This is a genomic window from Lysinibacillus sp. ACHW1.5, from assembly GCF_022014815.1.
GTDB classification, from domain to species: domain Bacteria; phylum Bacillota; class Bacilli; order Bacillales_A; family Planococcaceae; genus Lysinibacillus; species Lysinibacillus capsici.
In genome coordinates, this window is record NZ_CP091777.1 from 1,593,736 (window position 1) to 1,606,075 (window position 12,340).

Annotated in this window: 14 protein-coding genes; 9 read left to right on the forward strand and 5 right to left on the reverse strand. The window is 38.1% G+C overall.

Going from position 1 to position 12,340, the window contains the following annotated elements; genetic code table 11:
- Nucleotides 1-4 precede the first annotated feature (4 nt).
- Entirely contained in the window at nt 5-502 is a 498-nt protein-coding gene (locus L6W14_RS07530) for a hypothetical protein (RefSeq protein ID WP_004269361.1), read from the reverse strand.
- Nucleotides 503-852: 350 nt separating this feature from the next.
- The gene (locus tag L6W14_RS07535; protein WP_237900190.1) at nt 853-1,479 is read right to left on the reverse strand and encodes a nitroreductase family protein; all 627 of its coding nucleotides are present in this window, start codon (nt 1,477-1,479) and stop codon (nt 853-855) included.
- 194 nt (nt 1,480-1,673) lie between these two features.
- On the opposite strand from L6W14_RS07535, the gene L6W14_RS07540 reads away from it, so the two are divergent.
- Nucleotides 1,674-3,704 carry a methyl-accepting chemotaxis protein gene (locus L6W14_RS07540; RefSeq protein WP_237900193.1) on the forward strand — a complete coding sequence of 677 codons (2,031 nt, stop codon included), beginning with the start codon at nt 1,674-1,676 and terminating at the stop codon, nt 3,702-3,704.
- 37 nt (nt 3,705-3,741) lie between these two features.
- On the opposite strand, the gene L6W14_RS07545 is transcribed toward L6W14_RS07540, so the two are convergent.
- Nucleotides 3,742-4,974 (reverse strand): ferredoxin reductase family protein, encoded by a 1,233-nt coding sequence (locus L6W14_RS07545; protein WP_237900195.1) that lies wholly within the window; start codon nt 4,972-4,974, stop codon nt 3,742-3,744.
- 157 nt (nt 4,975-5,131) lie between these two features.
- On the opposite strand from L6W14_RS07545, the gene L6W14_RS07550 reads away from it, so the two are divergent.
- Nucleotides 5,132-5,620, forward strand: a complete 489-nt coding sequence (locus L6W14_RS07550) for a metal-dependent hydrolase (RefSeq protein ID WP_131519757.1) — start codon at nt 5,132-5,134, stop codon at nt 5,618-5,620.
- A 41-nt stretch (nt 5,621-5,661) separates the two neighbouring features.
- Here the strand turns inward: L6W14_RS07550 and L6W14_RS07555 are convergent, their stop codons facing one another.
- Nucleotides 5,662-6,483 carry a squalene/phytoene synthase family protein gene (locus L6W14_RS07555; protein WP_082148098.1) on the reverse strand — a complete coding sequence of 274 codons (822 nt, stop codon included), beginning with the start codon at nt 6,481-6,483 and terminating at the stop codon, nt 5,662-5,664.
- Between the two features lie 214 nt (nt 6,484-6,697).
- Between L6W14_RS07555 and L6W14_RS07560 the strand changes: the two genes are divergently transcribed.
- From L6W14_RS07560 to L6W14_RS07575, 5 genes are all read left to right on the forward strand, one after another.
- Complete coding sequence (locus L6W14_RS07560; RefSeq protein WP_131519758.1) at nt 6,698-7,432, forward strand: SDR family NAD(P)-dependent oxidoreductase; 735 nt, start codon at nt 6,698-6,700, stop codon at nt 7,430-7,432.
- A 643-nt stretch (nt 7,433-8,075) separates the two neighbouring features.
- On the forward strand, nt 8,076-8,912 hold the full coding sequence (gene coaW, locus L6W14_RS07565; RefSeq protein ID WP_131519759.1) for a type II pantothenate kinase: 837 nt from the start codon (nt 8,076-8,078) through the stop codon (nt 8,910-8,912).
- Between the two features lie 118 nt (nt 8,913-9,030).
- Entirely contained in the window at nt 9,031-9,255 is a 225-nt protein-coding gene (locus L6W14_RS07570) for a hypothetical protein (RefSeq protein ID WP_004269369.1), read from the forward strand.
- Between the two features lie 14 nt (nt 9,256-9,269).
- On the forward strand, nt 9,270-9,401 hold the full coding sequence (locus L6W14_RS23020; protein WP_004269370.1) for a hypothetical protein: 132 nt from the start codon (nt 9,270-9,272) through the stop codon (nt 9,399-9,401).
- A 56-nt stretch (nt 9,402-9,457) separates the two neighbouring features.
- Nucleotides 9,458-9,784, forward strand: a complete 327-nt coding sequence (locus tag L6W14_RS07575) for a DUF3889 domain-containing protein (protein WP_131519761.1) — start codon at nt 9,458-9,460, stop codon at nt 9,782-9,784.
- Nucleotides 9,785-9,819: 35 nt separating this feature from the next.
- Here L6W14_RS07575 and L6W14_RS07580 read toward each other — a convergent pair whose 3' ends face one another.
- The gene (locus L6W14_RS07580; RefSeq protein ID WP_131519762.1) at nt 9,820-10,374 is read right to left on the reverse strand and encodes a DJ-1/PfpI family protein; all 555 of its coding nucleotides are present in this window, start codon (nt 10,372-10,374) and stop codon (nt 9,820-9,822) included.
- 167 nt (nt 10,375-10,541) lie between these two features.
- Here L6W14_RS07580 and L6W14_RS07585 point away from each other — a divergent pair, with 167 nt between their 5' ends.
- Nucleotides 10,542-10,940 (forward strand): MarR family winged helix-turn-helix transcriptional regulator, encoded by a 399-nt coding sequence (locus tag L6W14_RS07585; RefSeq protein ID WP_004269373.1) that lies wholly within the window; start codon nt 10,542-10,544, stop codon nt 10,938-10,940.
- Between the two features lie 5 nt (nt 10,941-10,945).
- Complete coding sequence (locus L6W14_RS07590) at nt 10,946-12,136, forward strand: MFS transporter (RefSeq protein ID WP_371824164.1); 1,191 nt, start codon at nt 10,946-10,948, stop codon at nt 12,134-12,136.
- The last annotated feature ends 204 nt before the right edge of the window (nt 12,137-12,340 follow it).

Consider the following 12,340-nt stretch of genomic DNA (forward strand, 5'->3'; position numbering starts at 1 on the left):
ACAATTAAGCAACGAAAGGTCTGTTCATACGCATTAAGCCGTAGATGGCAAAGAACAATCCACCTGTTATTACCATTAAGATTGTGTATAATACTGCCTTACCTGTTTCGCCACACCAGCGGTAGAATAGGCGATACGTGAAATACAGTGTAAAGCCTGCCGCTCCTAAAGAAGCCAGAATACCGATAAATGGAATAAACGAAACAATGATCAAGCCTGCATAAATAAGGGTATTTTTTAAAGCTGTTGCACGTATTGTTTCTCGAGTATCCCCACCAGCTGTCAGCAGGAAGAGACTATATACATTAATAATGGGAATCCAAGCAATATAGGCTACATCTCCAAAACCATTTGTTTTAGATGTCATAAAATAAATAAGTGCACTAATAATGTAGGCAATTAAACCAATAGCAAGAGCGGCTAGTATAAAGATAAAAAATAAACCACCCATGGCTGCATCTAAATCTGAGTAATAATAAGAATCATTATAGTCATAATTCATCAGAAAAACCTCCCTTCATATGAAAATACCTCCTAATCATAACAATCCTCAAATGTTAAAGCTACAACAATTTAGATGTAATATTTAGTAAAAATCGCACAAATGTACTAGAATGAAGTGGATTATTTAAGGCTTTAATGATGATTTTTTGAGTGCCTTATGATAAAAATGCAAAAAATATCCTTGGAAACATTATTATGCTAGTTTTTGAGAATCATTTTCCGTTTTATTAATTTCAAAAATTACGTACAAAAACATTACTATCCTATGATGGTAGATGCACAAGAAATGCCACAAAAAATAAAAATAGCCATCTTAACTACATTGTAAGATGACTATTTTCACGTGTATTAAATGAATTTGGCGATGTGCTCAAGTTCAATGCGGGAAGAATTGTAAGCAGGTGCGGCTGCCTTACCAATGGCAATTAAAATAACTGGGACGATATGGTCAGCTAATTCAAAGCGTTGAGCAAAGGCTTCTTTATTAAATCCACCCATTGGCACTGTATCATAGCCCATGTCTTTAGCTAGTAGCATGATTTGCATGGAAATTAGACCAGCATCAAATGTAACGATATTTTTTAACACTTCTTGGGGAAGTTGAGAATATAGATTGATTGAGTTGTTAATCATTAAATCTTTTGTTGCCTCATTGATATAGCCAAGATTGAAGTTCTTTGTATAGATAGCCTCGGCATTTTCGTACATCTTTGTATCACCTAAAACGGCAATAATTGCTGAGGAAGTTTCTACTTGTTCTTGGTTATTGGCAATAGCACGTAGCTCTTTTTTGACCGCTTCATCCTGAATTACTAAAAAGCGCCAAGGCTGTAGGTTACTAGACGATGGAGCAGACGTCGCTTCTACAAGTAATTCTTCTAATTGTTGCTGCGGGATTTTAAAGTTTTCATCGTATTTACGAACGGATTTACGCTCGTGCATAACTTTAGTTAAAGAACTTTTTGTCACTGTCATTATTTTGTCTCCTTCTTGGTATGATGCGTTTTTTACTATACGATAAATGAATTCATTTTCCAAGTAAATTGCTCGAATTAAAGAGTCTCGAATATAGGATTTAAAAGTTACAAAAAAAACATATTTTTGTAGGTATAATCCATTTATACTAGAGATGGAATAGAGCAATAATAATAGATATGGAGTGAAGGTGAATGAAAAAGCTATTAGGAAATTTAAATATTATGGCAAAAATCGCAATGCTTATTCCTGTCATCACTGTTTTTTTAGGTGGTATGACCTTCCTTAACTATTTGAACGTATCCAATGAACTTGAAAGCTCTATTGAAAATGAAATGTCTATACTCGCGGATGATGTTGCAGGTTCCGTTGAGGGCAAATTGCATGCACACATTCAGCTCATAAATAGTGCAAAGACAACAATAGAATCGGCTGACAGTATGATGACCAGAGAGCAATTTATTCGCTACGTACAGCAGCTATTGCCTTTCAATAAGGAAACGTATGGTATGGGATTATGGCTAGAGGAGGGTGTGGCAAAGGGAGAAATTTTCGGGCCTTATGCCTATAAGGAAGAAGAAAAAATTGTCTCTACGGATGCTTATGAAGATCCTGCCTATCATTTTCACGAGCAAGAATGGTATCGCAATAGTATCCAATCTAATAAGGTAGTTCATACTGCACCTTATTTTGATGAAGCTCTGGGGGAAATGTTTATCTCATTTGGTACACAAATTGTCAAAGATTCTAAGCCCATTGGCATTATTACAGGGGATTATGTATTAGATTCAATTCAATCCATTGTTTCTGACGTGAAAATTCGAGAGAGTGGTTATGCATTTATAATTGATGATAGTGGCAAAATTTTAACGCACCCTGATGTAAATAAAGTGAATAAAGAAACGATCCAGCAGTTGTTGAACATGCCTGTGGAGCAGATTTCTGATCAAAAAAAGTTAATACATACAAGCAGTCAGGGTAGTGATTTTACCTTACAATTTATGCAAATACAAGATATGCCATGGAAGTTAGTGTTACTGGTTCCGACAACGGAGCTTTATGGCGAAATACAGGCCATGCTTCAACAGCAAATCGTGATGAGTGTCGTTCTAATTTTACTTATCGCAATTAGTATTTATTTCCTTGCTCGTTATATCCGTGGGGAAGTGAAAACGATGAATACTCATTTAGGCTATCTTGCTACGGGTGATTTAACGCAACAAATGGCCATTCATACAAAGGATGAATTTGGTGAAATGGCGCAATATTATAATGACTCTGTGGAAGCATTAGGTTCGATGATGCACCGCATTGTAGCTGAAACTGACACAGTTGCTTCTACTGCAGAGGAATTAACGGCAAGTGTGCAAGAGGTCAATAAAACTGTCACAGAAGTTGCGATTTCTATGCAAGAGGTGGCAGAAAATACGAGTTCACAACAACAGGTGAGTGGGGCGTTAGAGGGTGTAACAACACAACTAGGTGGGAATATGAAGACCGCCATGGACGATTTACATGAAGCAGTCCAACAATCACAAAAAACCTCTGAACTCGCTACTGGCGGATCACAAAAAATACATGGTTTCGTAAATGATATTGTCCACCTACATGCACAGGTTGACAGTAGTGCCAATCTGGTGAATGGCTTGAAGGAGCATTCGATTCAAATCGAGCAGATGAGTCAGCTCATTTCGGCTATTACCGACCAAACTAATTTACTATCTCTTAATGCTGCCATTGAGGCAGCACGAGCAGGGGAAGCAGGGAAAGGCTTTGCCGTTGTTGCAGGAGAGGTGAAAGCACTAGCTGAACAAACTAGCCGTGCTTCGTTAGATATTGCAAAGGTTGTGCAGACGATTCAGGAACAAATGAATGATGCAGTAGAGATGATGGAGCAAAGTCGAAAAATAGCTCATCAAGGCATTGGCTCTGTTCAACAAGCAGGCATGACCTTCGATACAATTGCCAGTGCAACTGAAGGTCTCCAAAACACCATGCAAAAGACAAGCAAAACGACATCTGATGCTTTTGAAAAGTTGCAGGCAGTAACCGAAAAAGTACAGGCAATTAGCAAACAGGCACTTGCAACAAATGATCATACATTAAATGTATCGGCCATCACGGAGGAGCAGGCATCGACAATGAATGAGATGTCTGTAGCCTCAGAGCAATTAGCGCAACTTGCTCAAAATCTGCAAGAAGAAGCAACTAAATTCACGATTTAGTGCTAAGGTGTACATCTAGATTTAGGTGTACACCTTTTTAAGATCTAAATGAAAAAGCTTCCCATTTTACATTTTTCTTAGGTGCAGCCGATTTGAAATGCTTGATCATTTTTTCTGGTCCACATATATAAATACTAGTTTGTGGAGAAACGGATAACTCATTAACAGAGAGTCTATTGCGCTGTGTTGTATCAATAAATGTGACAGTAAAATGGTCATTTGCTTGTGCATAATCCTCTAAAAAATCTTTGTAGATGACATTGTCTTGCCCGTGAAAAGAATAATATAAGTCAATTTTCTTATCAGGCTGCGTGTGTAAATAGGCAAGAAATGGGGTGATGCCCATACCACCTGCAATCCATAGCTGCTGTGCATTCCCGTTGCCGAAGTCAAAATGACCATAGGGGCCATCTACAGCAACCTCTGTATGAACCTGAATAAGGTTGTAGACCTGTTTGGTATGATCTCCAATAGCTTTCATTGTAAGATTGATTTGTTGTCCACACCCTCCAGAAATAGAGAAGGGATGCGGTGCTTTTTCGATACCCTCTTGAAAGACTTTCAGAAAGAGAAATTGTCCTGGTCGATAATCCAGCTGTTTTGTAAGCTTCAACTTAATTTCCAATATCTCAGGAGTCAGCCTTTGAATGGATGAAATCTGACCTTTATAGGGAAAGAACATATCCTGATACATTGTCAGCATATAAAGGGCTGACATAAATCCAATCGTAGTTGTTAATGCTGTAAAAATCCCTAAAGCTGAGGGTTGTAATAAATCATAGTGGCTAGAAAAATAAGCATGATAAATACCCAGTGTATAGGGCACAAGTAATAATCGATGAAGCCAGCGCCAATGCTCGTACTTCAGGAATTTTGCAATAAAGGCAAGAATGATTAGGAAGATAAAGCCGTATTGAGCAAGCTCGCCAAGATCTTTTGCGAATTCGTTGAGTGGTGTTTGTTGTGTTAGCTCTTCATCAGGAATCATTTTTTGTAATTGCCCGTGAATAAGAATCAATACAAGTGAAAGGATTGCTAGTAATTTATGATAAAAATAGACATGCGCTAGACCACTAAACCAACGCTCCAACTTTTTTATTCTTGTAGCTAATAAGAATACAAGAAATAAACAAGTTATGGCTAAGCCTCCAATGACATGACTTAGTGTGTTTAACGGATGGATCGGTGCCATGGGTTTGCTAAAATACCAAAGCAAAGCACTACCACACAAAATGATGAAAATAAAAAGTATTCCTTTATAGGCTCTCATATTTAACCTCCATCCCTATGTTTATCCATAATTTAACTAGCTATACAATCAGATAGGAAAAAAGTTTCGAGCGTACGTTCGGAATGTACGTTCCCTTTTGTGTCGAATTATGTTACATTAAGAAGGAAAAATAAGAGAAAAGGAGTGGAAGTAATTTATGCAAGGGAATACCCATATCGTAGGGGGCATTACAGCAAGTCTTGCCTTTGCACAGTTTTCAAATGATAACCCACTTGTCTTAGTTGGTGCAGGGGTTATTGGTGCGTTACTTCCAGATATTTGTCATAGAGGTAGTAAAATAGGTCGAACATTTCCCCTCATCGCGAAGCTAGTAAATACAGTATTTGGACATCGTTCCTTTACACATAGTTTGTTGTTTTTAATAAGCATGATGGTGTTATTACATATGTTGATTCCTTATCGAGCGATATCTATTGGAATAATTATCGGGATGGCTAGTCATATCATACTTGATATGTGTACAAAAAAAGGGGTTAAACTATTTTTCCCTGCGACTGTCTCCATTCGTTTTCCGCTGACAACGAAAACTGGTAGCAAGGTAGAAGGTGTCGTACTGATGTTGTTATCGATGCTATCCATCTATTTGAGCTATGAATTAATTGTAAGATTTATTGATGCGATATAAATAAGATAAGCCCCAGTAATCGTTTACTGGGGCTTTTGATGTTAGTCTGCCTGTACCTCTTCAACAGTTTGCTCTACCTCGGCACGAGTCATTTTTTCTCGCCCTTCTTGCATTGCCTTTAGTGTTTTGTGGGCTAAGGCAAGTGGTAGGCGACAGAACAGCAGAATAGTACGTTTGTTGATATCCTTCATATATAAATCTGCTTTGGCTAAATTTTCTTCTGCATACGCAAATAAATCCTCGCGTGTCCATCCCTCTGGTACGAAACTTACACCACGTTCATCTAAATCCTCATGCTGATTACGTAAAATGTTGACAGCCTGCAATCCACGGCCATAGCCTATTGCTAGCTCGCGATCCGTTTGAACGCCTGCACCCCATGCCCAAAGCTCAGACAGCATCGTCCCTACAAGCCCAGCCACGTAGTATGTATAATCGTCTAAATCCTCACGTGTGCGGACCTGCCAATTCGCCTTTGCCCATTTTGCCATCCCAAAAGCCATTTCACTTGTGGAAGCCTGTACAATTTTTCTGGATTCCTCAGGGCAAAATGTCAGCCAATCTGCTAAACGAAGGGATACTTCAGGTAATAGCTCTGCATAAGGTGCAAGTAATGACTGATAGGCTTCGTTATTGAAATTGTCCTTTAGTAATTCACTCGTAGCTGACAGTAAATCAAATTTTACATCATTAGAAAGTTCTTCATGGTCTTCAATTTCATCAATGGCACGCATTGCTAAATAGGCTGCAGCTACTGATATCTTTAAATCATTTTTTAAAAATGTAATAGGTATATAAAACGTGCGGCTTGTATCTTTCAAAACCTGCATCGCTTCTTTGTAAAGTCTTTTTTGCTCGTTCACTTGTATTCCTCCGTTCAAATGGTTCCACATCTATAGTATATCGTATCGTAAAAATAGGGAAAGATAAAACAGATTGTTCATATTTAGAGAGATATTCTTTGAAAACGTTTACTAAAAGTGATATAGTTTAATAGTAAACTATTTAAACCTATACTTTCATTGTGGACGAAAGTATAAGTTAAACCACATTTCAGAAGAGAGGAAGTTTAGAAAAATGGGACGTTTAGATAATAAAATTGCGATGATTACTGGTGGCGCATCTGGTATGGGTGCAGCAATGGCGAAATTGTTTGCACAAGAGGGTGCTACGGTAATTGCAGCTGATATTAATGAAGATAACCTAGCAAAAATTTCGGAGCTTGATCATGTAGAGGGGATGAAATTAGATGTTTCCTCTGACGAAAACTGGGCAGAAGTGACGAAAGCCATTGTGGAGAAATATGGTCGCATTGATATTTTAATTAACAATGCTGGTATATCATCCGAAAAAGGACCAGATCAAATTACACAAGCGGATTGGTCAATCATGCATAATATCAATGCTTTTGGACCTTTCTTGGGCATTAAACATGTCTCTAACTATATGAAAGAAGCTGGAAAAGGCTCTATCGTTAATACATCCTCTTACACAGCGATTATTGGTGCAGGCTTTAATGCCTATACAGCTTCTAAAGGCTCTTTACGTGCGATTGCTCGTGCAGCGGCATCTGAGCTTGGTGCTTTCAATGTTCGTGTTAATACAGTATTCCCTGGTGTCATTGAAACACCAATGACTGCTAAATTATCAGAAGCAAAAGAAGCAATGGATATGTTAGTAAGAACAACACCAATGGGCCGCCTTGGTCAACCAGAAGAAGTAGCGAATGCTATTTTATTTTTAGCATCTGATGAAGCTTCTTACATTACAGGTGCTGAGCTTGTCATTGATGGTGGCTATTCAGCACGCTAATTAATCGTTTTAGGAAAGTGAAAGTGCCTGCTCAAGCAGTGCATTTTCACTTTTTTTTTGCATTTTTTTAAGGTGAAATAGTGGAACGTCCAATTTGGACACTCCCATCATTATTTCACGAGCCATCCCAAACGCCTTGCATTTTATTTAGGAATACAATTTTCCCAATATGATAGGCATCGTGCATAGTTAAACTCCTCCTTTCATGCACTAGTAAGCGTTCTCCTGGAATCTGCCTATATAAATCTTCGTTAAATTTCAAAAACAGCATTATACTTTAACAAAGCTTTATTTTTTTAGTAGAATGATGATAAAGCTTTAGATATGCAATAGAACATTCAGCTACCCAATAGAAAAAATTTGATATTTTCCATGATTTTTTCATGAAAGTTTACGAAGTTATTGCACAATCATTTCAACAGCGTTAAAGTTTAGAAAGGGCGAAAATGTCATTATACAATTTGGGGGATTGTACGGAGCGTTTTGCTTTTGTACAAACAAATTAATTGGTCAGGATTTTGGCACACAAAACTCCTTGCAAAATCCTTCGTACCAAAGAGGGCATGTACTTTAAAAGTTGCCTTAATCATCGCGTAAACTGCAAATATGACAAAGTTGCGTAATAAAAACAAAGGAGAATTGTATGCCAAAGGCTATAGGTATTGATGCAGGCGGCACATTGACAAAGGTTGCATATTTAGATCAACACAATGAACTTGTTTTAACAACCTTTCCGTCTAATGATTTACAGTCTGTAAAAAAATGGATTATTGATCATCCAGATATTGAGGATATTGGTGTTACGGGGGGACGTACAGAGCAATTACTTGATGTCATTAAAACAATGAAATCGATTCATTATATAGTGGAATTTGAAGCAACATTAAAGGGTGTCCGATTTTTATTAAATAAAGAAGGCTACTTTTTTGAGCGTAGCATGATTACCAATATTGGGACAGGCACTTCCATTCATTACATGGAGGGCAATACCCATATTCGCGTTGGCGGGACAGGCGTTGGTGGTGGGACATTAATTGGATTGTCAGCGCTTACAACAGGGATTACAGATTACAATGAGATACGAGAAATGGCTGACAATGGTCATCGAGAGAGCATTGATTTATTAGTTAAGGACATTTATCAGGGAATGGATACACCTATTGATGGTCATTTAACTGCAAGTAATTTTGGGAAAGTGGGCATTACACGGTCCATGAAACATCCAGCAGAGGATATTATAGCGACGGTTCAGGGTCTAGTAGGCGAAGTAATTACAACACTTAGCATTCAATATGCGGAAGAAAAAAAGGCACAGCATATTGTTTATATTGGATCAACTCTTAGTAATAATGCTCATCTTGCCCGTGTGATTGCAAATTATACACGCACAAAGAAGCACACACCCGTTTTTATTAACGATCATGGTTTTTCAGGTGCTGTTGGAGCATTGCTGAACATTACAGAATATACAATTGTCTAAGGATAATGAACATGACTAATGCACATTAGTCATGTTCATTTTTTTACAATTTGCGAAGAAACTGATCTACATAGTAACGCCTCTATTTGAACAAATTATGTACAGGAGGTGATGTTACGTGGGTAAACGTAATAATCGAAATAACAGTAAAACCATGAATATGCGAACACATAATCCTTTTGGGACATACAAAAGCAAGGATCTTGATCGAAGTAATAGCAATAATAACAATCCGAATGACAACTTAAATGAAGAATTCGCAGCAGAATTTGATGCGAAAGCTAAAAATAAAAACAATAAAACGAATCATGATAAAAACCAGCAGTCCAATAAAACGAAATAGTGGAGGTACAAATCATGGCAAAAAAGAGAAAAACAAGCTTTAAAAAGAAAAAGAAGGAAGATACACATAAAAAGAATGATCGTGAGGAGTACTCAGCAGAGTTTAACCAGGTCATTCATAATAATCCTCAACAGCCAAAGCAATAAAGACAAGCTGCTCCAAAGCTTTTTGGAGCGCTTATTTTTTTAAAGGAGTGATTCGAGTGAGGAAGTTGTATTTATTTGGGGTTGTGCTTGTTTGTCTTACTGTGTTCATACAAACAGCAATGGTCGCAAATGCACAACAAGAAACACCCGCCTATGCCAAATGGGGACAACTGGCCATCAAAGAGGTAAAGGCAAAATATCCTTCAGCCAAAATTATCGATTATTTGCATGAGGGTAAAGAAGTACATGGGGCGTCAACAATCGAAAAGTTTAAGCTTTGGCTCAAGCAACCCGATAAGGAATTTGGTGTCTATGTAAGAATTAGTTATCAAAGTGCCACACAAAAGGTAGAAAAAATTGAATTACAAGAAAGCACGTCATGAAAAAAAGGATGCCCAGAAAAGGCATCCTCATTCATTTAACCTTCAAGCTTTTGAATAAATGCACGCATCAAGCCTGGTAAATCAGGCCATGCATGTCCACTTACTAAATTGCCATCTGTATGAAGATTGGCATCAATATAAGTAGCGCCAGCCACTTGCACCTCTGGCTTGCAAGCAATATAGGCTGTCAGCTCACGTCCTTTTAGCACTTCAGGAATCGTTGCGAAAATTTGTGCTGCGTGGCAAACGGCTGCAATCGGTTTATTCGTTTCAAAAAAGTGAGATACGAGTGGTGGTACATGCTCATTTAAACGAATGTATTCTGGCGCACGACCACCAGGAATAATCAATCCATCAAAATGGGTTGGATCAACATCAGCAAAAGAAGCATGTGCCTCTAAACCATAGGCAGGTCGCTCGATGTATGTATCGACGCCATCTACAAAATCGTGTAGTACAGTTTGTAATTTCTTAGCTGACGGTGCTGCGATTGTGACATCATAGCCTGCCTCAAGACAACGATAATAAGGATAAAAAATCTCTAAAGCCTCTACTGCATCTCCTGCAAGTATTAAAACTTTTTTCCCCATGATTCCATCTCCTTTACATTGAAAGTTTATTAACTTTTATTCGACACATGCAAAAAATTTCCTGCTGCTGGTCAAGCCATCTTGCCAAATTACTTCCTTTACAAAGAAAAAAATGAAGCGTATAGTATTTATTTAGCTAGGTAAATAATTTTAGGAGGTAGATAGTGATGAATCCAATTTTCCATGCTTTATTCCAAAAAAATCGCTATTTAACTAATTGCTTAAATGAAGTGCTGAAGCAGCATCATTTATATAGTTCTCAGTGGACCATTTTATATTGCTTACATAAAAATGGACCGATGACATTGACGCAAATTTGGAAATATTTAAATGTGGAAGCGCCAAGTATCACCAGGGCGATTACAAGGCTTGAGGCATTGGGCTGGGTACAACGATTAGATGGTGAGGATAAACGAGAAAAGATAGTGACTTTATCCACACAAGCAGAGGAGCGCCTACCAGCCATTACAGCGACTATTCGAGCGTTTGAGGAGGAAATGGTAGGTTCTTTAACTGCTGAAGAACAAGAGCAATTTCTGAAGCTATTGGAAAAAATGAAAGGTTGATGGACATGCAGCAAGAAGAGAATACACAAATATGGACGAAGCGTTTCATTAGTCTATTTTTAACGAATATCTCAGTTTTTTTTGTATTTTATGGACTTGTAACGACTTTGCCGCTTTATGCAATAGGGGAGCTACATCAGACAGATAAAGAGGCAGGGCTTCTGTTGTCTGGCTTTTTATTGTCAGCTATCATTGTACGCCCGTTTTCAGGAAAACTGTTGGATGTATTTGGTAAGAAAAAACTGTTAGTCCTCTCAATCGGGGGCTATTTTATATGTACCGTCTTATATTTATTTATTCATCCATTCGGCCTTTTACTTGGTCTACGTTTTATACAAGGGATTTTCTTTAGTATTATTACAACAGCTGCAGGATCTTTAGCAGCTGATATCGTTCCAGCTAAACGAAAAGGAGCAGGCCTTGGCTATTTCACGATGTCTACAAATCTAGCTGTCGTTATTGGTCCATTTATCGGACTATTATTAATACAATATAGTACCTTTAACGTATTGTTCATCGTTATGAGTATCTGTATTCTAGCAGGAGGAATTCTAGCGTTAACGGTCAATACTGATGATTTACCGAAACCTGCACATGAAGGAAAACTAACCTTTAAATTTGATGATTTGTTTGAGCGAAAAGCGTTACCTGTTGCTGCGATTGCTAGTTTAGTAGCCTTTTCGTATGCCAGTGTTTTATCCTTTTTATCGGTCTATGCACAGCAAAAGGATTTAATGGCTGTGGCCAGTCTTTTTTATGCGGTGTTTGCTGCATCCATGTTAATTACGCGTCCGTACACAGGTAAACTGTATGATACGAAGGGACCACAATTTGTTATTATTCCCGGCATTATCTCCTTCGCCATCGGGCTCGTTATGCTTGCTTTTGTAGAGGGGCCCGTATTATTTTTGAGTGCTGCTATTTTTGTAGGTTTCGGCTATGGTGCTGTGACGACAAGCTTGCAAGCATTAGCCGTTCAATCCACAGCCATCCAGCGAAGTGGCTATGCTACAGCAACCTATTTTACGATGTTTGACCTTGGAATCGCACTAGGTTCTTATATTTTAGGAATGGTAGCCGTGCAGGCAGGCTATGCTTCAGTCTACTTGTCAGGTGCAGGCTTACTAGGGGTTGTCTTTATTATTTATCTATTACGACTTGCAAAGATGAAACCGAAAAAAGTAGTGAATATATAGTAAAACAGTTGGGTCTGTCCCAACTGTTTTTAGGATTATAGGCAATCAGGTAGTGTGGCTGTTTTTGACCAAAATATGGTATAATAAGAGAGTAACTAGATAGAGGTTTCATGGGCGGTTGGCACAATTTTAACCTATCTCATTCAACTTATGGAAGAGAAAGGAGTTGATGCCTTTGACTATTTTTGAAGCAATAATGGTTGC